This is a genomic window from Methylomonas albis (assembly GCF_014850955.1).
In the GTDB taxonomy this organism is placed as follows: Bacteria; Pseudomonadota; Gammaproteobacteria; order Methylococcales; family Methylomonadaceae; genus Methylomonas; species Methylomonas albis.
The window spans coordinates 3,097,009-3,121,047 of record NZ_JACXSS010000001.1; the positions used below are offsets into that span (position 1 = coordinate 3,097,009).

Here is a 24,039-nt window from a genome sequence, read left to right on the forward strand (position 1 = left end):
GTAGGATTTCCGATGTTTAAAACGACCTCATCGATTGCAATCATTCTGTTGTCGGTTATTTTGTCGCCAAAGCCTGGAAACTAACGGCTTATATCTGTGAAGCCATTACCGACCGCCATAAAACGAAAGATATTTTTGCGGACAAAATACAATGCACTAAGCCCAAAAAGAATCTTCTTGCAACATTAAAACTGGCCGAAGCGACTTGTAAAACCCACAAAACGCTGGGCAACGTGGAAACAAATTATGAATTTGAACGTATCACAAGTAATTTACTGATTTATATTGGTCTAAGCGAATATGACTTCGAAGATTTACAGGCCAAATTGATCAATATGGAACTTAATCAGAGTGTGGTGTTGGTGTAGCATGCATAGACGCCAACCCATGCCTGCCATCAGCAAAATCGTCCTATCGGCCGGAATATTGGGCGTGGTGATCGGCACTCTAGGTATCCGCCTATCTACCGACATTTCTTGGATTCGCTTTTTCGATAACATGCATTGGACATCGGGCACTGTCTCATCGGCAATCCTGGGCTGTCTGAGCCTGAAACGAGCCGCTCCAGCCGATGCCAAAAGCGTGTTCTGGTTTACGCTCGGTTTAAGTGGCTATGCCGTTGGCCAGATATTCTGGGATATTCAAACCGCGATCGCTTATGCCAACTTCCCCGCTCCATCGGATTTGTTGTATCTGTGGCTGGGACCTTGCATCGCCATAGGCTTACTGCTGGAAATCCGTGGACATACCGTAGCGGCCGAACGCAAAACAATCTGGCTGGACGCACTAACCCTGACCGTGGCGATGTTGACACTGATTCTGGCGCTGTATCTGCCCAAACGCGGCGAAACCGCGCTGCTGCCGCTGCTGATTCTGATAGCCTATCCTGCCACGCTGTTCGGAGCCGCCAGTTTGGCTCTGACCATGATGCCTGTGTTGCGCCAGCGCCCCAATTCCAGTCTGTTGCTGTTTCTGATCGGCCTGATTATCACCGGACTTAGCTGGATGCGCTGGAATTTCATGGCCCTGGACGGCACCGCTATCGACGGCGCCTGGTTCAATATATCGTTTTCGGTAGCGGTATTGTTGATCGGCTTCAGCCTAACCAGCTGGAATATCGACGACAATACCGACCCCAGCTGGGACCGCTGGTGCGAGGGCATGTTGCGATTGTTTCCTCTACTCACCGTGGTAATGGCCTCGCTGGCCGTGGTGTTTTCCCATACCCTCAACAATTTACCGTTCATTGTGCAAACCGCGGCGGACATAGGTTCTGTGATAGTAGTCGTGCTGGCGATGATTCGGCAAGGCGCGTTACTGAAAGATCGCGACGCTTTGTTGCTGGCACAATTGGCGCTGGTGACCAGCAAGCGGGAACTCGCCGTGGAACGCAGCCAGCTTAAATCGCTGGTGTGCGCTATTCCAGATCTCGTCTGGCTTAAGGATCCGGAAGGCATTTATTTGAATTGCAACCCGCGCTTCGAAACGTTTTTCGGCGCCGCCGAAAGTCAAATCATCGGCAAGACCGACTACGATTTCATCGATCGCGAATTGGCCGATTTCTTTCGCGGGCACGACCGAATTGCTATGGAGGCGAATAAGCCTTGCAGCAACGAGGAATGGCTGACGTTCGTGGCCAGCGGCTACCACGGCTTGTTCGAAACCATCAAGACGCCGATGCGCGACGAAGCCGGTGCCTTGATCGGGGTATTGGGCGTGGCTAGAGACATCACCGAACGCAAACGGCTCGAAGAGGAGCTGAAACGAACCGGCGAAGAACTTCGCCATTATAAGGACCATCTGGAAGAAACGGTTCTACAGCGTACCGAGGAACTGCTGCTGGCCAGGGACGCGGCGGAATCGGCAAACAAGGCCAAAAGTGTTTTCCTGGCCAACATGAGCCACGAATTGCGCACCCCGCTAAACGCCATCTTGGGTTTTTCCAATATGATGCGCCAGGATGCCCAGTTGAACCCCAGCCAGTCTGAAAACCTGAACATCATCAACCGTAGCGGCGAACATCTGCTGAAATTGATTAACGACGTCTTGGAGATGGCCAAAATCGAGGCGGACCGTTTGGAATTGAACATGGCACCATTCGATCTGGGCGCCATGGTGCGGGACGTTACCGAAATGATGCAGATCCGCGCCCGTGAAAAAAGTTTACGGCTGGAACTCGATCAATCGTCGGAATTTCCGCGCTATATCAACAGCGACGAAGCCCGCATTCGACAAATTCTGACCAATCTGATTACCAACGCGATCAAGTTTACCGATCAAGGCGAGATAAGCGTGCGCTTGGGCGTAAGACAAAACAAGCGTTCGCATTTGCAGATCGAAGTCGAGGATAGCGGCGTCGGCATCCCGCAGGAGGAACAGACTCGTATTTTCGAACCATTTGTGCAACTGGGTGAACATGCCATCAATCAAGGTACCGGTCTCGGTCTAACTATCACCCGTCAGTTCGTCAATCTCTTGGGCGGCCAGATTACTCTCGACAGTACACCCGGCAAGGGCTCGCTGTTCCGGGTCGAATTGCCGGTAGAATTGGCTGACGCCAACCAGATTCTCCATTCCAAGCACCTCGACGCGAGCGAGCTGGTGGAACTCGCGCCAGGCCAACCTCGCTACCGCATCCTGATCGTTGAAGATCAACGCGAAAATCAGTTGCTGCTGAACCGTTTGATGACCCAACTTGGCCTGGAAACCAATATCGCGGAGAACGGCAAGCAAGGGATAGAAGTCTTTCAAAGCTGGCAGCCCGATTTAATCTGGATGGACAAGCAGATGCCGGTGATGGACGGTATCGAAGCCACTCAATACATCCGCCGATTGCCCGATGGTCAAATGGTGAAAATCGTCGCAGTGACCGCCTCCGCCTTCATGGAACAACAGCAGGAAATGCTGGATGCCGGCATGGACGATTTCGTGCGCAAACCCTATCGTTTCGATGAAATTTATGCCTGTCTGGCTCGGCAACTGAGCCTGGAATATGTCTACACATCTCAACATGCGATGGAAGAAATGCCTGCCACGGAACAAATCGTCGACATGCTGGCAAGATTGCCGTTAGAGCTGCGTATAGAGCTGAGGTATGAACTGATCTGCCTGAACAGTGACAACATAATAGAAATCATACAACGGATAGCAGGCATCGATGCCACGTTAGCGCGGACTTTGTCCAAGCCGGCGGAAAGCTTCGATTATCCGGCCATCTTGCAATGGTTGGACGAGTCGGAACAGCTCTAGTGTCATATGCTTTAACAACATCGTAACTATTCAGCATCCGCCAACAAACAGGTGATTTATCTTCTCTATGCTGACGGAGAGGAATTTGCGCATCACTGAATAATGACACGACATTCAGCGATGCCGCCTGGGAGCCCATTATTACTTGGCGCCGTATAGCCACTTCAAATGAATCTGGCTGACCATAGAGTCGACGTTCCATAACAGGAGAGATGCTACGATGATTAATAATAGCCCGCATCAATTAAGGCGATCCGCCATCCTGCGGTATCTGGCGATTGTCGCACTTATCTGGAATGGCCCCCTAGTTAGCCATGCTTCGGAAGGTGGTGGAAGCAATTATCTGCCGGGTTTTTACGGCGATTTTGCAATGGCGGTCATGCCTGAAAAAGGTACTTTCTTTAATAATTTCTATGCCGCCTATAAGGACACCAAGGGACAGACTGGAACCATTCTCGAAATGCCAAGTATCGTTCATGCCACCGGCCAAAAAATACTGGGCGGAAATTTTATCGTTGCCCTATATCCCGGATTAGTGGCCGCAAAAGATCAAAGTAACAATAACGATATGACCCGATTTGGTCTGGGTGATGCCTATCTGATACCAATAGCACTGAATTGGCAATGGGGTAGTCTTACGGCTTTAGCTTTTGAAGGTGTTGTTGCGCCTACCGGATATTATGAAAAAGGCGCATTAAATGCCGGCCGTAATGTCTGGACATTCGATCACATCCTGTCTCTAACCTGGCAATTACCAGCAGATAATGAACTGTCGGTTACTCTAGGCTACATGAACAATCTAAAAAATCCGGCCACCGCTTATCAAAGCGGCGATGAATTTCATGTTGATTATATGCTGGGACATTACATTCGACCCGATCTTGCAGTTGGTATCACCGGTTCGCACTATCGCCAAACCACTGCCGACAGGGCAAGTGCCGAAACCTTAGTGAATGTCAATAGCGAAGCTTCCAGCTTAGGCCCAGTAGCCATGTATACCCCACACCTATTCGATCGAGATGTTACTGTTTCAGTGAAGTATCTGCGAGAGTTCAGTGTTCAAGGTCGTGCCGACCAAGAATACTTGATTTGTCGTATTTTTATGGCCTTTTGAATAAGGCATAAGCCGATAAGATACGTTGAAAATTTAATTGGATTTATCAATTAATCAACCACTTATAAGTTGACTCAAAATATGAATCAAGAGAGCCATACAGAAATCAATGCGGTGCTTGCTTATATTTTTACAGTGCTTATGTCCGAAATCATCCCGTTCTCCGTTTCGAACAAACAACAAAAATCAGACCTTGACGCGTTTATTGATGTAGCACTAAACGCACAAGCCAAAATGCTGCTCGCGAATGGCAGAATGCCTTAATCGCGAGCCTGGACAGCCTTGCGCGCAGACCAAAAGGCCATTCGCGCGCGGCCAATTGCTGCAAACGATTGACGGGGCTGTTGAATGCTTCAATCGTTCGGGCAGAGACGCCTCTGCGGCGACATTCAGGAGAACCTTGTCGAAGCATAAGCCGCGTTTCGACAGGCGGACGGCCATTAAACCTTCACCAAGCCGGATCAATAGTGGGGGCAATCGCATTGTCAACGACAGCGGAGTGCTTACACCGATTTAGGCGAGCAGCTTGGATCGAAAAACGGCTTATTCAGCCATCAAACCTGCAATTTGGGCTTTCGCGTTACATTGGCTGATGGCCTCGGCCACCTGAGACGCCGTGAGCTTGTGCTTGACGGCTACCGCGCCGTGCCAATCAAATGCTTGATATTCCTTTTGTGCAAATGTGGCGATCTGGCATTTTTTAGATGGCGAGTTTTCAAAAGGCATTTTGCTATCGGCCGGCAACGGGTTCATGTTTTCCGAGCTTGGCGCGTAAATTAAAAAATCGCCCTTGATCGCCAAGACCGCCCGGTATTGCTGGGCAGTGGTGAAGTACAAATCACCGACCTCAATTTCAACTTCTTTTAGCAACAGATTTTTGTTTTTCTTGCTCTTTTTCATGAGTGATTCATTTTAAAAGTGTTGGTCCGGCGATAGTCAGGGATTGGGATTCGCGCGCAGTTTGGCCAGAATAAAATCGGTATGCGAGACGCCAAGAAGATCGGCAATCTTGCGCACCATATACTCCTCTTGCGGATCGATATTGCCATCGGCATAAGCGATTTGCCAGAGGGATTTAACAAACGTTATCTTCTCCTCAGGGCCGAGACATTGGTTGATTGTTGAGGTAAATTCGTAATAATCAACCGCCTGCTGACGCTTTTGTTCCGCATTGGCCATCAAGATCTCGGCCTGTTCGGTGGAGAGGGAAAAACACTTTTTCACCAAGGACAGAATCTTGGCCCGTTCGACATCCTGGCAGACATCGTCCATGATCATCATTTCCGTCATTAAGGCAGTCAAGGCCTCCTGAAGCTTTGCTTCCGCTGCAAGCTCGGGTGACGGTAAGGAAAGGTGTTTTTCAAAAAACAATTTGATTTGCTCGAGCATGTTGGATTTCCGGAATACGTTTCAAACAATTAAATTCGGGTGGTTTAAGGCAACAATAAGAAACCGGCAATAAAGTGAAGGCTACCAACATTCACCAGTCTGACCTTAATGAACACCAAAACCGACAATCAGAGAGCCAAGTTGCCGAAAAAACTCTACATGGCGACCGATGGATCGTTGAAGTTATGCGTTACCGGGCCATTGATGGAGTTACCCATCGATTTTCAGGCCTGGCCGCGAACTGATACCGCCAACATCGTATTGTTTGTCCGCAAAGCCGCGTAGTCCCGATACAAGCCGAGTATTTTAGCGGTTTGCCCTTGCTTACGCTGAAATCGGCCATTCAGGACAATATGTCTAATCCTGGCATCAACGGCTCATCCAGCGCCAGCAGCCCTTTACTGGCTTGTTTCGTCGCGGCTGTCCAACATCAGGCTGGCAAGACGATGACCGGCCTCGACCAAAGGATGAATCACAAAATTGGCACCCAAATTTAATAATTGCTGTTCTTCCACACCGTGATAAAAAATACTGCTTATTTGTCCGGTGAAGCCGCGTTTTCTAAGCTGGGCGACAGCGTTTAGACGCACATCAAAAGCCGGTACGGTGAGGAAAATGCCTTTGACTTTGTGCAAGGGCAAACCCATCCATAACTCGTTATCTTCCGCGTCGCCATAAACCACCCGTCGCCCGGCAGCAAGATGATATTCCAATACGGTGGGGTCGGAATCCAGCCCAACCACGCGTTGTTCTTGTTTGCACAAGGTTTTGTAAACTACTCCACCGGTCCGTCCCATGCCGATCACCAACCATTCGGCGGCACCGAAAGAGTCGGGCAAGCGGTCAGGATGCTCGGATTTTCTTTCCAAACGCAGCAGCACCGGCTCGGCCCAGGAAAACAATCGATGCGAATAGCGGTTTAAGGGCGCGGCAATCGCCAGTGAACCGGCCACCGCCAGACTGATAATGGCGTTCCATTCCGCCGGCAGCAGTTGAGCGTTGACCACCGCACCGGTAGTAATCAATGCAAATTCGCTATACGTCATCAAGGCCAAGGACGATACAAAGGCGTTGCGCGCCCTCAGTCCGGCCACCACAAACAAACCGAAGAACAGCGCGCCTTGCAACGGCAACAAAGCCAGCAGTTGCAAGGCGTCGATGATCTGCTCGCGGTTGGGTAAATCGCTGACACCAATCTGCAAGAAAAACGCGACTAAAAATAGTTCTTTCAAGCCCCATAGCCTATCGCTTAACTCCTTGATCCTGGGATGATTTGCCAACATGACGCCGGTCAATAAGGCGCCAATGTCAGCGGCAATACCCACAGATTCCGCCGCCACGCCGCCCGCCAAAGCCAAGGTAACGCCCAACAACAGCTTCAGTTCGGAGGAGCGGCTGACCGACAGCACCCGATGCGCAACGGGCCGTAAAAGCGGTAACAAGAACAAAGCCAAAGCCCAGGGTGTCGGCTGCCTGCCTTCGGCCAGTGCCAGCAGGCCTATCGCCACGATGTCCTGCAAGATCAGGATACTCATCACATCCCGGCCGTGCAGCGACGACAACTCGCCATTATCTTCCAGCACCTTGATCGCCAACACTGTACTGGAAAACGCCAAACTAAGGCCCAGCACCAAGCCGCCGGTCATACGCTCGTCCAGCCACAGAAACACCAGAGCGGAAATCATCGCCATCAGCAGCAAATGCAAGCCGCCAACGCTAAGCACCTCCCGGCGAATCAGCGAACTGGGCTTGAGTTTCAGACCCACCGAAAACAACAGTAGCTCGATACCGATATCCGCCAGATGGTGAAGATCGGGCAACACGGCAATGCCTAAGCCATGCAACACGTAACCGGCCACCAAATAACCGACCAGCGGCGGAAAAGACAGGCGACTGGCCACCAAACCAGCCATATATGCCGTGCTAATCCAGATTAGTTCCATCATATACATCAACCAAAATAATAACGCCGTTTAATATATTGGGATCGTAACCTGTTTTAAAAGCTTTCCGGTTAATTTTTAAACCGCGTTGAATTTGACGCCGGCATTAGCTAGAGATAGGTGCGCACATCAGAGGTTGATAGGCAGGATGTTTTAACGCATCATCCGTACAGGTCCATTCATTTACCGGTATAGCCCATGAAGCATGCAGAATTCCCATTAACCGACGAGCTGATTTATCTAAACCACGCCGCCGTCGCCCCTTGGCCGAAACGCACCAGCGCGGCAGTAGTGCAGTTTGCCGAACAAAACAGCCAGTTCGGCTCGCATTACTATTTGGACTGGTTGAAGAAGGAAAACGAAATCCGCCGGCAATTGCAAGAACTGTTGAATGCGCCCTCGTCCGACGATATTGCCCTGGTGAAAAACACCTCGGAAGCCTTGTCCTTCGTCGCTGTTGGTTTACCCTGGCAGGCCGGCGACAACATCGTCTCCAGCGACGAGGAATTCCCCTCCAACCGCCTGCCCTGGCAAGCCCTGGCCGAACAAGGCGTAGAATTTAGACAAGCCGATTTGCACAGCACCCAAACCCCGGAAGACGCCTTGTTTGCACTGGTGGATAGCAACACGCGTTTGCTGACCATCAGCTCCATCCAGTTCGCCTCCGGCTTGCGCATGGATCTGGAACGCATCGGCGAATTTTGCCAGCAGCGCGGCATCCTGTTTTGCATCGACGCGATTCAAAGCCTGGGCGCGGTGCAGTTCGATGTGCAAGCTTATCACGCCGATTTCGTGATGGCCGATGGGCATAAATGGCTATTCGGCCCGGAAGGCCTGGGAGTGTTTTACACCAACCCGGCCGCGCGCGACCGGCTAAAGCTCAGCCAATACGGCTGGCACATGATGAAAGACACGCATAACTACGAAAACCTGCCTTGGGAGATCCATCCCAGCGCCCGCCGCTTCGAATGCGGCAGCCCAAACATGTTGGGCATTCACGCCTTGTCGGCCAGTTTGTCCTTATTGCTGGAAACTGGCATGCCGACGGTCGAGGCCCTGGTTCTGGAACGCAGCAACTACCTGCGCGACGCCATCAGCGCCAACGCCGAGCTGATTTTACTGTCGCAGCGGCACAGCCGTTTGCAGTCCGGCATCGTCAACTTCAAGCATCGGCGTATAGACAATGAAGTGCTTTATAAGCATCTGCAGAAAAACGGGGTGGTCTGCGCGTTACGCGGCGGTGGGATTCGTTTCTCGCCACATTTTTATAACACGCTGGCGGAATTGGATAAGGCACTGGCGCTGGCCGTTGCTGAATAAGCATTCGGTGCAACAGTCTCATTGAGAGCTTTTAGGAAATAAAACGGGGGTGTATCGCTTTGCAGGACTTCCAAGGTATCCGTGCGCATTGCCGACACCCGTGAAGGCATTCCAAACTACCTAGGTGGCGTATAAAACTCCCTGGAAGGCACGTCCCGGCATCCCAACTGCACCTTCGCCAACAGGGAATGCAACCCCGGCAGGTTCGGCGGTGCCCCCAGAAGACTCGGGGGCGCCGCCGGACGGCTTGGTGATGCCTTCCGGATAGTTTTATACGCCAACGGCTTCGCTTACTGCGCAGTCACGGCCGTTGGAAATATTATCGACGTATTTTATGAAGGCTTTGCGCAACCGGGTAAATCCCCCTGACAAGCTTCTCTAACTACGCCGTTGTTATGGCAAGCACGGATTCAATGCGTTGCAGATTTTTTTGCCTGATTGGCCGGCTGGTTTGCCGAACATGGCTTTGAATTTGCTCAGATCGGACAAGTCTACGCGTCCGTCTTCGTTCAAATCCAATTTTGGGTTACGCGCCGCATCGCGGAAGTCCTGCTTGAAGATGCGCAAATCCACCAAGTTGGCTACCTGGTCGCCCAAGTTATTGGCCCAATGTGCGTCGCAAGCGTTGCCGATGCCATCGCCGTCATCGTCTCGTTGCGCAACGTCGCCGTGATGATTAGGTTCCACGATGCAATTGTCATTGCCGTCATCGATGCCGTCACCGTCCGAATCCAGATTCACCGCAACCATTTGCACGCCCTGTAGATTACCGATAGCCGCGTCAAGCGGATTGCCATTGGCGTCAACATCAATATCCGCTTGCGGATCGGCTTCGCCTTCTACCGTCAATGTCCCGGTGTATTTGTAGAACTCGTAGCGGCGAGTGACCGATTTCTTGCCATTCTGCAATTGCCCACCGTTGGCTTGTTTGGCAACAGCCGCGCCGCCGTTACCGCCTTTTTTTCCACCGCCACCCAAGAATAGGGGGTTGCGCTGTTGCATGATTTCCCATTCGATCTCGGTTTCAACCACATTGTTCACGTCGTCATTGACCGGGTTTTTAGGGTCGTCGAACAGCAAATGTTCCAGTTTGGCCGATTGTTCGGTTTCAGTCTTAATAACCTTCATCCATTGTGCCGGTCCAAACTTATCCTCAGGGTGTTCGAGTTCAGGCGCTTCGACTTCGGCAATGACTTCCGGCTGCGGATTCAGGTCCGGTTGTTGGGCCGGCTGCACATTCCAGATAGGGGCAGGAATAGAGGCTGACACCGGCAACCCGGTACCCGGATTGGTGACTGGAATCAGGTTGCCCGGCGTAGCAGGATCGGCTACCAGCCAGCGGTAAATAGTTTGCGTCGCGGTGCCGATAACACCAACCCCAAAATGCTCACAGCCGCTACTAGCATAATTACCAATCGGACCGCCAAGGTAGCAGGCGTGCCCGCCAGTATTCGTCACTGCCGGCGCACGAGGCGTGGTTTCGGTGAAACGGCTAGCCCCTGCATCGTAAGGTGATTCATAGCGTATGCGGGTAACCGCCTTACCTTGCGCATCGATGCCGCCGTCGATAACCAGTGGATTACCGTAGCGTTGGTAAGGGGCACCGAAAGAGTAGCCTATCTCCGATTTCGATACGCCGTGCAGCTCGATTTCGAAACCATGCACCTCCACTTCCGGAGGATTGTCGTTGTAAACGTCAAAATTGCTTAAGGAGCCGTACAAAGGCGCATTCGGATCGGTCACGGCTGTAGCAACAGAGGCAAAGGCAGACATGGCGACCATCATTGCCAATAGCGTTGGTCGATTGGGACGAATTGAAGTAATGCTCATATTAATTCCTGGGTCGAATGTAACAAGGACGACTTAAGCCAACGCGGCTGAACGAGTACGCAAACCGACGAAACCGGCCATAGCGCTGGCAAACAACCAGGCGGCACCAGGCAGAGGTACCGCTTGTGGCACCGGCGTTACCGTCAATGTTGATCCGGCAAATGAAATGACCGGGATAGCCGGGTTCGGATTACTGGCGTCGAAGAAAGTGAATCCGCCGTTGAAGACGTTTTCCAGCAGGTCGATTTGACTGATCCCATCACTGACTGCGGTGAAACTGATGGAACCAATCAGAAAGCTGCCTGTTTTACCGCTGAAACTGCCGAACCCCAAACGGTTGGCATGACTGCCTGCGTCATCGATGACTGGATTGTCGGAAAAGCTCTCTTCCCAGGAAGGATCGAATGTTGCCGCGTCAATACGCAGTACGCTTGGATCGCTGGAGGTAATGTCTAGGCCGCCGCCCAATAATTCGAGATTTACCGGAAAATCGGTTGCCAGTATAGATAGTGAAAACGAGCTGCCTGGATGTATTTCCGCCAGCGGCGCGCTAAACGAAATAGTTGGCGCGGCTTGGGCCGCCTCGCAGCCTGCAACCAGGGAAATAGCGACCGCCAGAGTGCGCATGGATGAAAAAAAACGGTGCATAAGAATCCTTTTTGAAATTATTGATAAACCGACACCTGCCGAGACTAAAACGCCTTTGCAAGACCTAGCGCGCCCTGAAGACACACTAGCGTTAATGCCGGTTATGTGGCCAAAGGTTCAAACAGGATCAGATATTTTTCAACGCTGCGAAATCAATTACTTGCACCATCTCTAATGCGCCCTATGAAATTGTTTTTGCGCTTTATGGCTTTACGTGATCGGGAACAGTGAAATGCGGTCGATGCTTTTTAAACACTAAAAATCAAATGCGAAACTTTAATGGGATGGTTGTTGGAGCTTACGGCTTAAGGCCTTCAACACATACTACAACTCGATTCGAATACCCACTTCAATTACTTGATCAACTGGCAACCTGAAATATTCAATGGCACTGGAGGCGTTGTGAAGTAAAAATCGGAATAGTGCCCGTCGCCATTTCGGCATAGGACTTTTTCTGCGAAAAGACACTTTTTCACTTCCCACAAAAAAGGAAGCTAGTTTCTCATCAATCACTAACCCTTCGTTTCGGCAGAGATGTAATGCCCGGCGCAAGTCTGGCTGGTCCATAAAGCCAAAGTAGAGTTTGACGCGAAAGAAATTACGTTCGTCGCCAAACACGCGAACTTTAAGACGGTTGGCTTCGTCGACGTAGGGCTCTTCTTTAGTAACCATGGTTAACACGATAATCTGCTCGTGTAACACCCGGTTATGCTCCAGATTATGCATCAATACCTGTGGAACCCCATGCAAGGTCTTTGCTAAGTAAATAGCTGTGCCTTTGACCTTTGCTAACTGTCCCGCCTGTATTTTTTGTTCGAGTTCCTCGAACAAAACCCTTTTTTCGTCCATTTTCTTGGCTAAGAGTGCTCGCCCTTTGATCCAAGTGGTAAATATCAGGAATAGACCCAGCCCAACTGTGAGCGGCAACCAGCCGCCTTCCGGAATTTTTAAGGAATTAGCCAGGAAATACAGAACGTCTAATGTCAAAAACGTGGCTAAAAAAGTGGTGCTGGTAGCAGTGTTCCATTTCCACAATTTCTGAATAACGATAAAAGCTAACATCGTCGTAGTAATCATAGTGCCTGTGACTGCCAGACCATACGCATTCGCAAGTGCGCTGGATGACTTAAAGCTAATCACCAGAATAAAGACTGAAGCCATCAGCAGCCAATTGACAGCCGGAATGTACACCTGGCCCATTTCATCACCCGAGGTGTGCTGGATTTCCATACGAGGGGAATATCCCAGCTGAATGGCCTGCCTGGTCAGCGAAAATGCTCCGGAGATCACCGCCTGAGAAGCGATTACAGTGGCGAAGGTAGCCAGAATTAGCAAAGGGTAGAGAGCCCAAGTGGGTGCCAGTAAATAAAAAGGATTTTCTATCGCCGACGGGTTGCCAATCAACAGCGCTCCCTGACCGAAATAATTCAACAACAATGCAGGAAACACGAAACTAAACCACGCAAATCGAATGGGCTTCAATCCAAAATGCCCCATATCCGCGTAAAGCGCCTCAGCTCCTGTAATGGCGAGGACAACGGAACCCATGATAAGAAAGCCTTTCCAGCCTTCTTCGAGCAACAGTTGAATTCCCCAAATAGGGTTGACAGCTTTAAGTACGGCTGGCTCTTGGATGATATTTATTGCTCCCAGGACCGCTAAAGTTAAAAACCAAAAACACATTATCGGCGCAAATAGTTTCCCGACGGCCTCTGTTCCTCTCGCTTGAATGGCAAACAATACGCCTAACACCAGGATGGTGGTGGGTAATACATACGCGTCTAACTTTGGGGCGATAATTTCCAAGCCCTCGACCGCGCTTAACACGGAAATGGCCGGCGTAATAATACTATCTCCGTAAAACAGTACCGTGCCAATCAACCCAATCGTGATGATCCTGTTAGTTTTTTGATTGTCATTTTTGGCAGTCTGTAAGGCCAGTGCGAGCAGCGCCATAATGCCGCCTTCGCCTTTATTGTCTGCTCTCATGATGAAAATTGCGTATTTCGTAGCAACCACCAGAGTGAGCGACCAGAAAACCAGCGATAACACGCCAAGTATATGGGGTATGTCCGTAGTCAAACCATTATGGAATACTTCCTTAATCGCATACAAAGGACTGGTGCCGATATCGCCAAATACAACGCCTATGGCACTCAGCGTTAACCCGGTAAATTGAGAAGACTTGATATTTTCAGACATGATGCTAATCGACAACCCTGGCCTTGTTAGCTCATTACCCTGGTTAAGCAGGGCAAAGTAGATCGAGCTATGGAATAAAAAATAAGGCGCGACTATATCGACTATCGTCTAAAAAATTTGTAAAAATTCGGCAATTCACGAGCCAGCCACGAACAGCTTGAAGAAGCGCATCATTCGCGATTGGTTCGGTTCGTAAAGTCGCCAAAAGCTTGGTTGGACATTTGTCCTGTTTAATCTGACGAATTTTGGCTTTACCCAGCCAATCCCCCCATTGGGTTTTACCTTTTCTTAACGACCAACCCGGGAATTTTTACGACATTTTTATCCGCCAATCGGTAGATTGTGTCCCAGGCGATCTGAAACGCATCAACCGACACTTGGGTCGGTGCCAACACTCGCCAAATTCGAAAATTGTTTGCACTTCCTCACAGGAGGTCTATATGAGCGGGATTTATCTATTAAGCGGCGGCTTGGCGCTGCTGGTGTTTGTATATCTGGTGGTCGCTTTGTTTTATCCGGAGAAATTCTGATGAACGAAACCGGCTTCCTACAAATTTTTTTCTATCTGCTGGCCTTACTCCTGTTGAGCAAGCCGCTGGGTACGTACATGGCACGGGTGTATCAAGACGAATCCATCGTCGCCAACACTTGGTTTGCCGGGCTTGAGCGCTGGCTGTATCAGCTGTGCGGCGTCGAGGCCGATCAAGATATGCGCTGGCAGCAATATGCGGGTGCTTTGCTGATTTTTAACTTGCTCGGTCTGCTAGTCGTTTACGCGCTACAAACTTGCCAAGACCTATTGCCACTAAATCCGCAGGCTTTACCGGCGATCAGCACTGACTCAGCTTTAAATACCGCCATCAGTTTTGCCACCAACACCAATTGGCAAGGTTATGCCGGTGAAGCCAGCATGAGTTATCTCACGCAAATGCTGGGTTTATCCGTACAGAACTTTTTGTCGGCAGCCAGCGGTATGGCAGTGTTAGTAGCTCTGATACGTGGTTTCAGCCGCCGTAACACCCACACTATCGGCAATTTCTGGGTGGATATGACGCGCTCAACCTTGTATATCCTGCTGCCGTTGTCGTTGCTGCTGGCCGTCGTCCTGGTCGGGCAAGGCGTGGTGCAAACCTTTGATCGCTATGCCACTGTCAAGCTGCAAGAACCGCTGACTTACTCGGTACCAGCGCTTGATGCGGATGGACACGCTGTTCTGGATGCACAAGGTCAACCCGTCACTCAAACCCAGCAAAGCCAGGAACAAATCCTGGCCTTGGGACCGGCGGCATCACAAATTGCTATCAAGCAGCTCGGTACTAACGGCGGCGGATTTTTCAATGCTAACTCGGCGCATCCTTACGAAAATCCCACACCGCTAAGCAATTTTTTGGAAATGCTCGCCATCCTGTTAATCCCCGCCGCGCTGTGCCATACCTTCGGCTTTCTGGTCGGCGATAGCCGGCAAGGCTGGGCGCTGTTGGCAGCAATGACGCTGGTGTTTGTCGCGTTGATTTTCGTCACCGTATCGGCAGAGCAAAACGGCAATCCGGCACTGACCACATTGGGCGTGGATCAAGCCTCTTCCGTTCAGCAAACCGGCGGCAATATGGAAGGCAAAGAAATCCGCTTCGGTATCGTCAATTCCGGGCTATGGGCAGTCGCCACTACCGCCGCCTCCAACGGTTCGGTGAACGCCATGCACGACTCTTTCACCCCCATCGGCGGGATGGTGCCGATGTGGTTGATACAGCTGGGCGAAGTGATCTTCGGCGGCGTCGGCTCTGGCCTTTACGGCATGCTGGTATTCGCGCTGGTCGCAGTGTTTATCGCCGGCTTGATGATAGGCCGCACCCCGGAATATTTGGGCAAAAAAATCGAAGCTTTCGAGATGCAGATGGCCGCAGTGATTATTCTGATACCCCCGCTGCTGGTATTGGGCGGTACGGCACTCGCACTTATGAGCGAGGCTGGCAAAGCATCCATCTTTAACCCCGGCGCCCACGGCTTTAGCGAAGTGCTCTACGCACTGTCCTCCGCAGGCAATAACAATGGTAGCGCCTTCGCCGGCTTATCGGCCAATGTGCCGTTTTATAACTACCTGCTCGGCCTGGCCATGCTGGTATCGCGTTACGGGCTGATGATTCCGGTATTAGCTATCGCCGGCTCGCTGGCCGCTAAAAAACACGTACCGGTCGGCCCCGGCACCTTGCCGACCCATACGCCCTTGTTCGCGGTGTTGCTGATTATCACGGTGTTAATGGTCGGCGCGTTGACCTTTGTTCCGGCGCTGGCCTTGGGCCCTATCGTTGAGCAGCTGCACATGCTCGCTCATTCTTGATTTCCTAGCAGGTAAGCATATGACACACAAAGCGCTCTCTTCTTCTTTATTCGACCCTGACCTGCTCAAACAAGCGGTTTGGGAAGCCTTTAAAAAACTGACGCCGCAGCAACAATGGAAAAATCCGGTGATGTTTGTCGTTTATCTGGGCAGCCTGCTAACTACGCTGTTGTGGCTGCAAGCTTTGGCCGGTGATAGCGAAGAACCGGCTGGCTTTATATTAACCATCACTATCTGGTTATGGTTTACCGTGCTGTTCGCCAATTTTGCCGAAGCCGCCGCGGAGGGCCGCAGCAAGGCCCAAGCGGCCTTCTTGCGCACCGCCAAACGCGATATTGCCGCCAAGAAGCTGGATGAACCGCGTTACGGCAGCAATTATTCGAAAATCGCCGGCTCCAATTTGGTAAAAGGCGATGTGGTGCTGATCGAAGCCGGCGATTTCGTCCCCGGCGATGGCGATGTCATCGAAGGTGTGGCCTCGGTGGACGAAAGCGCCATCACCGGCGAAAGCGCGCCGGTGATCCGTGAATCGGGCGGTGACTTTAGCTCAGTCACCGGCGGCACTCGCGTACTATCGGACTGGCTAGTGGTGCGGATTTCCGCCAACCCCGGCGAAACCTTTCTGGACCGGATGATTTCCATGGTCGAAGGCGCGAAACGGCAGAAAACCCCGAATGAGATTGCCTTGACCATCTTGCTGGTCGCGCTAACCCTGGTGTTTTTAATGGCGACGGTGACTTTACTACCCTTCTCTCTCTACAGCGTGGAAACAGCCGGCGCGGGGCGGCCTATTTCGATCACCGTACTGGTGGCCTTGTTGGTTTGTTTGATTCCCACCACCATAGGCGGCTTGCTGTCGGCTATCGGCGTGGCCGGGATCGGCAGGATGATGCAAAAAAACGTGATCGCCACCTCCGGCCGCGCGGTAGAAGCGGCCGGTGATGTGGATGTGTTATTGCTGGATAAAACCGGCACCATCACCCTGGGCAATAGGCAAGCCGCGGCTTTCATGCCAGCCAGGGGTATCAGCGAAACCCAGCTGGCCGATGCCGCGCAACTGGCGTCCTTGACCGACGAAACCCCGGAAGGCCGCAGCATCGTGGTGCTGGCCAAACAAAAGTTCGGTTTGCGCGAGCGCGATGTGCAATCCCTGGGCGCGACCTTCATCCACTTCAGCGCCCAAACCCGGATGAGCGGGGTCAATCTGCACGGTCGGCAAATTCGTAAAGGTGCGGAGGACGCGATTCGACAGTATGTTACCGAGCAAGGCGGCGGCTTTCCCGACGAAATCCAAAAAATGGTAGTCGATGTGGCCAGACGCGGCAGTACGCCGCTAGTGGTGGCTGATGGCAAACAGGCTCTGGGCGTGATCGAATTGAAAGACATCGTCAAGGGTGGTATCAAGGAACGCTTTATCGAACTGCGGCAGATGGGTATCAAAACCATCATGATCACCGGCGACAATCGCCTGACTGCGGCTGCAATAGCTGCAGAAGCCGGGGTCGACGACTTTTTGGCCGAAGCCACGCCGGAAGCCAAGTTGGCCTTGATTCGGCAACATCAGGCGGACGGCAGATTGGTAGCTATGACTGGCGACGGCACTAACGATGCGCCGGCACTGGCCCAAGCCGATGTGGCGGTAGCGATGAACAGCGGCACCCAGGCCGCCAAGGAAGCCGGCAATATGGTCGATCTGGATTCCAACCCAACCAAGCTAATCGAAATCGTCGAGACCGGCAAACAGATGTTGATGACTCGCGGGGCGTTGACCACCTTTAGCGTGGCCAACGACGTGGCAAAATATTTCGCCATCATCCCCGCTGCGTTTGCCACCACCTATCCGGCGTTGAACGTGTTAAACGTGATGGGCCTGGCGACGCCGGCCAGCGCAATATTGTCAGCCGTCATTTTTAATGCACTGATAATTATCGCCTTGATTCCACTAGCCTTGAAGGGTATTAAATATAAACCGGTAGGCGCCGAGAAACTGTTACAAAACAATTTATTGGTCTACGGGGTCGGCGGATTGCTGGTACCGTTTATAGGCATTAAGGCGATTGATTTAGTTCTGGTAACGATGAATCTGGTGTAAGGGAGCAGAACATGACGACTTATTTCAAACCAGCCGCGACGCTGTTGTTGCTGATGACATTAATCACCGGCGGCCTCTATCCGGCATTGGTGACCCTGATAGCGCAAACCGTTTTTCCAGCCCAAGCCAACGGTAGCCTGATACACGATAAATTAGGCCAAGCCATAGGCTCGGTTCTAATCGGTCAAGGCTTTAGTGAACCGCAATATTTTTGGAGCCGGCCGTCGGCAACCGCACCCTACCCTTACAATGCGGCCGCTTCCGGCGGTTCCAATCTCGGCCCGACCAATCCGGCTTTAAGGGATGCGGTCACCCAGCGCATTCAGGCCTTGCAGCAACTCGACTCTGGCAATCATGCGCCGGTGCCTGTGGATTTGATCACCGCATCCGCCAGCGGCTTAGATCCGCACATCAGCATTGCGGCGGCCAATTACCAAATCAAGCGCGTGGCCAAAGCCCGCAAATTGCCGGAAAGCGTCGTTCGGAATTTGGTCGAATCGCATACCCAGCCTAGACAATGGCGGGTGTTCGGCGAACCCAGGGTGAATGTCTTAGGCTTAAATCTGGCTTTGGACGCCGCTGCGCAACCTGCTCAGCCATGAACGAACCACGCCAGGACCCCGACCAACTACTGGCCCGCGTCGAACGCGACGAAGCCAAGGCCAAACGCGGCCGCCTGAAGATTTTTTTCGGCGCGGCGGCCGGGGTCGGGAAAAGCTATGCCATGTTGCTGGCGGCACGGGAACGGCGCGCAGAAAATCTCGATGTGATAGTCGGCTTGCTGGAAACCCATGGTCGCGCCGACACCGAAGCGCTGTTGGCAGGCTTGGAAATCCTCCCAACCCGCAAGATCGACTACAAAGGCGCCGTGTTACAGGAGTTTGATATTGATGCGGCCCTAAAACGCCGGCCGGCCATCATACTGGTTGACGAACTGGCGCATACCAACGCCCCCGGCTCGCGCCACCCGAAACGCTGGCAAGATATTCGCGAATTGCTGGAAGCCGGGATTGATGTGTATACCGCGCTGAACGTGCAACATCTGGAAAGCCTGAACGACGACGTCGGCCAGATTGCCGGCGTCCGCATCTGGGAAACCGTGCCGGACACGGTATTCGAGTGCGCCGATGAAGTGGAACTGGTCGATTTGCCGCCGGACGAATTGTTACTGCGCTTGAAAGAAGGCAAAGTCTATTTGCCTCAACAAGCCGAACACGCGATTCAGCATTTTTTCCGCAAGGGCAATCTGATTGCCCTGCGCGAACTGGCATTGCGACAAACCACCAATCGCGTCGATGCACAGATGTTGGATTATCGCGAAGACAACGCCATTCGCGAAGTCTGGCAGGTCAATGAACGGCTGATGGTATGCATAGGTCCGAATGTGCTGGCCGAGCGCCTGGTCAGAGCCGGCAAACGCTTGGCGACCAGTCTACGTACGGCCTGGATCGCGGTGTATGTCGAAACCCCGGAATTAGCGCGCTTGCCCGCGGAAAAGCGCGACGGCATCCTGCGGGTATTAAGGCTGGCGGAACAACTGGGTGCCGAAACAGTGACGCTCAGCGCGCCGGAGATGAGCGAAGCACTGATTCGCTTTGCCCGCGAGCGCAATATCAACAAGATTGTGGTCGGTAAACCCAGCCGGCGCGGCTGGCGGCGCTGGCTGCTGGGTTCGGTGGTGGATGTGCTGATCAGCCACGCCCACAATATCAATATTTACCTGCTGGGCAGCCCGCACATGGGCGAACGCGAGGAACTGGAAGCCGAGCTGTCTTTATTCAAGAAATCACCCCTGCCCGGCCTGCGGCAACGCATTCCCAGTAAAACTCGCCGACGCTATCGCGGCTATCTGTGGGCGATGGCAACGACTTTGCTCTGCACCGCAGTGGGCAAAATGCTGTTCGGCAAGGTAGAACTGGCCAATGTGGTGATGGTGTATTTACTCGGTGTGGTATTCATCGCTACCCGCTTCGGCCGGGGACCGTCGGTGTTGGCGTCCTTACTCAGCGTCGGCGTATTCGATGTGCTATTCGTGCGGCCTTTCTACAGCCTGTCGGTAGCCGACGGTGAGTATCTGATTACCTTGCTAGCGATGCTGGTGGTGGCTATCGTCATCAGCAATCTGATGGTCAATGTGCGCGCGCAAGCCAAGGTCGCCGCGCATCGGGAACGCCGTGCCGCCGCCTTATACGCCATGAGTAAAGAGCTGGCGGTGGCCCAGAGCGAGGTGCAGGTGGTCGCGATAGCGGTTAAGCACTTGTACGCCGAATTCAGCAGCCGCAATGTGATTTTATTTGCCAACCCAGCCGGACGTCTGATCTACCCTAAACAACGCAGCCTGGCCCAATCCTTACGCAGCGCGGATTTGAGCGTGGCGCAGTGGGTATACGATCATAACGAAATGGCCGGACAGGGTACCCATACCTTACCCGGCAGTGCCGCGATTTATTTTCCGATTCAGGATGACGATAAAGCCATAGGGGTGCTGGCGCTGTTACCGGTCAACTTGCGCCGAGTGTTCCTGCCGGAACAACAAAAATTGCTGGAAACCTTTTTGCGGCAGATCGGCCAAGCCGTGGCGCGGCTACGTTTTTCCGAACAAGCCAAGCTGTCGCAGATGCAAATCGAGGCGGAACGGCTACGCAACTCGCTGCTGAGCGCCATTTCACACGATTTACGCACACCGTTGGCAACAATAATCGGCTCAGCCAGCGCATTGGTCGAAGACGAAGGACATTTACAAACCCAGCACCGCTTAGAGCTCAGCCGCGCCATCTATGACGAAGCCGAACGCATGGCCAATTTGGTGAATAATATTCTGGACATGGCCAGACTCGACGCCGGCGTGGTGGAATTAAACAAGCAGTGGCATCCTGTCGAAGAAATCATCGGCACAGTCCTGACCCGCTTGCAAAAACATCTAAGCGGTCGCAAGGTCAGTGTCACCTTGCCGCCTGGCATTCCGCTGGTATTTGTCGATGCGGTGATGATCGAACAAGTGCTGATTAATCTACTGGAAAACGCCTTGCGCTATACCGCTACGAATACCGAACTGGAAGTGCTTGCCAAAAACGTGGGTAAGACGATGGAAATCTCGGTCGCCGATCACGGCCCAGGTATTCCCAAAGGCTTGGAGGACAGATTGTTCGAAAAATTTTACCAAGCCCGGCATGAATCGGCGCAAAGCGGCGTCGGCTTGGGGCTGGCGATTTGCCGGGCCATTGTCGAGGTCCATGGCGGCCGGATTCGCGCCAAAAACAGAGTGGGCGGCGGCGCGATATTTACCTTCACGCTGCCCACAGACGAACTACCACCCTCTATGGAGCCGGAGGAATGAACGCACTCTTACCCGCTTTGCGCCATGGCTAAAACCCATCCCGTTATTATCGTCATCGAAGACGATCCGCCGATCCGACGCTTTTTGCGTACCAGTCTGGCGACGCAAGACTTTGCGGTATTCGAAGCAGAGACCGGCAAACAAGGCCTGATCGAAGCCGGCGTGCGTAAACCGGATTTACTGATATTGGATTTAGGCTTACCGGATATGGATGGCGTCGACGTCATCAAGGCAGTGCGCAATTGGTCAGCCGTACCTATCATCGTGTTGTCCGCCCGTAGTAACGAGCAACAAAAAATCGACGCCTTGGACGCCGGCGCGGACGATTATCTAACCAAGCCGTTCGGCTTTGGCGAATTGCTGGCACGCATACGGGTGGCTTTACGGCATGCCAGCCGGCCGGCGGAATATGCACAAGACGAGGTGTTTATCGTCGATGCGCTGAAAGTGGATTTACGCAATCGAGTAGTTAGTGTCAATGACAGCGAAATTCATCTGACGCCGATTCAATACCGCTTGCTCTGCGTGCTGATCAAGCACGCCGGCAAAGTTTTGACGCATCAGCAGATTCTTAAGGAAGTTTGGGGGCCTTCGTATCAGGAAAATCCGCATTATTTGCGAATTTACATGAGCCAATTGCGGCAAAAGCTGGAAAGCGATCCGACTCAACCAAAATACCTGCTGACTGAGTCGGGCGTGGGTTATCGATTTAAAATGAACTAAGGCGATTTATGGTAATGAATGTACCCGAGCCAAGCAATTTTCCGTGGACTGAGCGGCGCCGAAGTCAACCGTTCGCTTCGGCTACGCTCAGCGAACGACATAGTTGGCATTGCCAATGGATATTAACTTTCTCAAAAATCACCTAAGCAACACTCTCCGCCCGCTTGCTTAGTTTGCGAAAAGCCGAATCAACTCCCGATTTCTACCCGGTTTCTACCGCGTTGTTTGGCTTGATACATCGCGGCATCGGCACGTTTGATCAACGATTCCGGGCTATCGCTACCTTTTAAGGTAGCAACGCCCAAACTGGCGGTCAGATTCAACACGTCCATACCATAGGCCAAGGTATGCGATTCAATATCTGCTCGGATGCGTTCGCCTATCACCAAGGCGCCGTCGATGTCGGTATCGCTCAGCAAGATCACAAACTCTTCGCCGCCGTAACGAAACACCGCGTCGCTGCCGCGCACGCTGTCTTTCAACCAACCGGCCAATGAAGATAAAGCCAAATCGCCACAACCGTGACCATAATCGTCGTTGATGTGCTTAAAATGATCCACATCGACAAAAATTACCGATAGATTCTGCGAGTTACGCTCAGCGCGTTTAATCTCGCGCATCAAACAATCGTTAAACGCCGTGCGGTTATTGGTTTTGGTTAACGGATCGGTAAATGCCATTTTCAACGCTTGCTGAAACAAGGTGGCATTTCTCAATGGGTAAATCAGGCAGCACAACAGGCTTTCCAGCATTTTCAACTCGTCTTTGCCGAATCGGTTGCTGCGGGTCAATTTCAATTCGCCCAGCTGTTGATCTTCGACTTTCAACGCATAGTTGCAAGAGTGCCGCGCCATCACGCCGCGTTTGAACTCTAAATTGAAATCTTCGTTGATATATTCAAAGCCATTATGTGGAATGGTGTTTTGAATTTTATCGCAGAAAATACTGATCAGCTCGTTGAATTCCAATGAGGTCTGCAAAGCACTACTAATATCGTAGTGATGCAAATTGACAGCGGTAGACGCTTCAAAGGTTTTATTGCTGACAATGGCTAATTCGGCTGCTTTATCTCTCATGACGGTTCCCCGAGTCTTGAATCAAAGTTCAAGTACAAACAAGCCAGGAACATGCCAATATATAATATTTAATAAAAATCAGTTGTTTATAAAAATTCGCACCCGATTCTTACAACAAGCGGCAATTTTTCGCCACCTGTCTGCCGCCATTCATAAAAGCGGGCTCCGCCATACTAGCCGAATGGTTTAACGGCTAGCCACTCAATCGGCTCAAGCCCAAAATGCTTAAAACAAACCCAATTGCACTTGCGCCACTTCGGACATCATTTCCCGCGACCAGGGTGGATCCAAAACCACTTCGACATCAACTGAGCTAACCCCAGGCAGAGCGCGCACGCATTTCTCGACGTCGCTTTGAATGACCGGGCCCATGCCGCAACCCGGCGCGGTTAAGGTCATCTGAATATGCACATCGTTGCCGCCGCTGGCATTGGGGCTGGCGCTGCAATGGTAAACCAAACCTAAATCGACGATGTTGACCGGAATTTCCGGATCGTAGACGGTTTTCATCACTTCCCAACAGTTCTGTTCGACAGCTCTGCGGTCGGTTTCCGAGACCAAGGTTTGTAAATGCTGGGTTTCCTTGCCCAAGGCATCGGCATCGATACCGGCGATGCGTACCATGTGGCCGTAATCGGTCACCACGGTGTAATTGCTGCCCAAAGCCTGGTGTATCGTGACTTCCTGGCCTTTACTCAAGGTGCCGTGATTGCCGTCGGGAATGGTGACGATGTTGACCTCGCGGGTTAAAAATACAACTTCTCTGTCTGCCATAAGT

The 24,039-nt window shown here is 52.1% G+C and carries 19 protein-coding genes; 11 read left to right on the plus strand and 8 right to left on the minus strand.

All coding sequences use genetic code 11. From position 1 onward, the window contains the following. The first annotated feature begins 369 nt into the window (after nucleotides 1-369). The 3 genes from EBA_RS14290 to EBA_RS14300 all read left to right on the plus strand — a co-directional run bounded on the left by EBA_RS14290 (nucleotide 370) and on the right by EBA_RS14300 (nucleotide 4,627). Complete coding sequence (locus EBA_RS14290) at nucleotides 370-3,249, plus strand: PAS domain-containing sensor histidine kinase (RefSeq protein WP_192375333.1); 2,880 nt, start codon at nucleotides 370-372, stop codon at nucleotides 3,247-3,249. A gap of 220 nt (nucleotides 3,250-3,469) precedes the next feature. Next, the gene (locus EBA_RS14295) at nucleotides 3,470-4,363 is read left to right on the plus strand and encodes a SphA family protein (protein WP_192375334.1); all 894 of its coding nucleotides are present in this window, start codon (nucleotides 3,470-3,472) and stop codon (nucleotides 4,361-4,363) included. An 81-nt stretch (nucleotides 4,364-4,444) separates the two neighbouring features. Then, nucleotides 4,445-4,627, plus strand: coding sequence for a hypothetical protein (locus tag EBA_RS14300; RefSeq protein WP_192377394.1), 183 nt, complete (start codon nucleotides 4,445-4,447; stop codon nucleotides 4,625-4,627). A 279-nt stretch (nucleotides 4,628-4,906) separates the two neighbouring features. Here the strand turns inward: EBA_RS14300 and EBA_RS14305 are convergent, their stop codons facing one another. Next, nucleotides 4,907-5,263, minus strand: a complete 357-nt coding sequence (locus EBA_RS14305) for a hypothetical protein (protein WP_192375335.1) — start codon at nucleotides 5,261-5,263, stop codon at nucleotides 4,907-4,909. A gap of 36 nt (nucleotides 5,264-5,299) precedes the next feature. Next, entirely contained in the window at nucleotides 5,300-5,752 is a 453-nt protein-coding gene (locus tag EBA_RS14310) for a tellurite resistance TerB family protein (RefSeq protein WP_192375336.1), read from the minus strand. A 108-nt stretch (nucleotides 5,753-5,860) separates the two neighbouring features. Here EBA_RS14310 and EBA_RS14315 point away from each other — a divergent pair, with 108 nt between their 5' ends. Continuing rightward, nucleotides 5,861-6,037: a hypothetical protein gene (locus EBA_RS14315; RefSeq protein ID WP_192375337.1), complete on the plus strand. Its 177-nt coding sequence runs from the start codon at nucleotides 5,861-5,863 to the stop codon at nucleotides 6,035-6,037. 113 nt (nucleotides 6,038-6,150) lie between these two features. Here the strand turns inward: EBA_RS14315 and EBA_RS14320 are convergent, their stop codons facing one another. Continuing rightward, nucleotides 6,151-7,698: a cation:proton antiporter domain-containing protein gene (locus EBA_RS14320; protein WP_192375338.1), complete on the minus strand. Its 1,548-nt coding sequence runs from the start codon at nucleotides 7,696-7,698 to the stop codon at nucleotides 6,151-6,153. 195 nt (nucleotides 7,699-7,893) lie between these two features. Between EBA_RS14320 and EBA_RS14325 the strand changes: the two genes are divergently transcribed. Then, on the plus strand, nucleotides 7,894-9,015 hold the full coding sequence (locus tag EBA_RS14325; RefSeq protein WP_192375339.1) for an aminotransferase class V-fold PLP-dependent enzyme: 1,122 nt from the start codon (nucleotides 7,894-7,896) through the stop codon (nucleotides 9,013-9,015). Between the two features lie 393 nt (nucleotides 9,016-9,408). Here the strand turns inward: EBA_RS14325 and EBA_RS14330 are convergent, their stop codons facing one another. From EBA_RS14330 to EBA_RS14340, 3 genes are all read right to left on the minus strand, one after another. Further along, nucleotides 9,409-10,845 carry a hypothetical protein gene (locus tag EBA_RS14330; RefSeq protein WP_192375340.1) on the minus strand — a complete coding sequence of 479 codons (1,437 nt, stop codon included), beginning with the start codon at nucleotides 10,843-10,845 and terminating at the stop codon, nucleotides 9,409-9,411. Nucleotides 10,846-10,878: 33 nt separating this feature from the next. Beyond that, nucleotides 10,879-11,493, minus strand: a complete 615-nt coding sequence (locus tag EBA_RS14335; protein WP_192375341.1) for a hypothetical protein — start codon at nucleotides 11,491-11,493, stop codon at nucleotides 10,879-10,881. A gap of 324 nt (nucleotides 11,494-11,817) precedes the next feature. Then, nucleotides 11,818-13,695 (minus strand): potassium transporter Kup, encoded by a 1,878-nt coding sequence (locus tag EBA_RS14340; RefSeq protein ID WP_192375342.1) that lies wholly within the window; start codon nucleotides 13,693-13,695, stop codon nucleotides 11,818-11,820. 440 nt (nucleotides 13,696-14,135) lie between these two features. Between EBA_RS14340 and EBA_RS14345 the strand changes: the two genes are divergently transcribed. Genes EBA_RS14345 through EBA_RS14370 form a run of 6 tightly spaced genes read left to right on the plus strand, consistent with a single transcriptional unit; the run spans nucleotide 14,136 to nucleotide 22,185 of the window. Beyond that, nucleotides 14,136-14,225 carry a potassium-transporting ATPase subunit F gene (locus tag EBA_RS14345; protein ID WP_192375343.1) on the plus strand — a complete coding sequence of 30 codons (90 nt, stop codon included), beginning with the start codon at nucleotides 14,136-14,138 and terminating at the stop codon, nucleotides 14,223-14,225. Further along, nucleotides 14,225-16,033 carry a potassium-transporting ATPase subunit KdpA gene (gene kdpA, locus EBA_RS14350; protein WP_192375344.1) on the plus strand — a complete coding sequence of 603 codons (1,809 nt, stop codon included), beginning with the start codon at nucleotides 14,225-14,227 and terminating at the stop codon, nucleotides 16,031-16,033. Before EBA_RS14345 ends, kdpA begins: the two co-directional genes overlap by 1 nt. Before the next feature lie 19 nt (nucleotides 16,034-16,052). After that, on the plus strand, nucleotides 16,053-18,125 hold the full coding sequence (gene kdpB / locus EBA_RS14355) for a potassium-transporting ATPase subunit KdpB (RefSeq protein ID WP_192375345.1): 2,073 nt from the start codon (nucleotides 16,053-16,055) through the stop codon (nucleotides 18,123-18,125). An 11-nt stretch (nucleotides 18,126-18,136) separates the two neighbouring features. Next, the gene (gene kdpC / locus EBA_RS14360; protein ID WP_192375346.1) at nucleotides 18,137-18,727 is read left to right on the plus strand and encodes a potassium-transporting ATPase subunit KdpC; all 591 of its coding nucleotides are present in this window, start codon (nucleotides 18,137-18,139) and stop codon (nucleotides 18,725-18,727) included. Beyond that, a complete protein-coding gene (locus EBA_RS14365; protein ID WP_192375347.1) occupies nucleotides 18,724-21,462 on the plus strand; it encodes a sensor histidine kinase in 2,739 nt (912 codons plus the stop codon). Before kdpC ends, EBA_RS14365 begins: the two co-directional genes overlap by 4 nt. Before the next feature lie 24 nt (nucleotides 21,463-21,486). Further along, nucleotides 21,487-22,185, plus strand: a complete 699-nt coding sequence (locus EBA_RS14370; protein WP_192375348.1) for a response regulator — start codon at nucleotides 21,487-21,489, stop codon at nucleotides 22,183-22,185. A 188-nt stretch (nucleotides 22,186-22,373) separates the two neighbouring features. Here EBA_RS14370 and EBA_RS14375 read toward each other — a convergent pair whose 3' ends face one another. Together EBA_RS14375 and sufT are read right to left on the minus strand one after the other, a co-directional pair. Beyond that, nucleotides 22,374-23,261, minus strand: coding sequence for a GGDEF domain-containing protein (locus EBA_RS14375; protein ID WP_192375349.1), 888 nt, complete (start codon nucleotides 23,259-23,261; stop codon nucleotides 22,374-22,376). 225 nt (nucleotides 23,262-23,486) lie between these two features. Further along, on the minus strand, nucleotides 23,487-24,035 hold the full coding sequence (gene sufT, locus EBA_RS14380) for a putative Fe-S cluster assembly protein SufT (RefSeq protein WP_192375350.1): 549 nt from the start codon (nucleotides 24,033-24,035) through the stop codon (nucleotides 23,487-23,489). Nucleotides 24,036-24,039 lie beyond the last annotated feature (4 nt).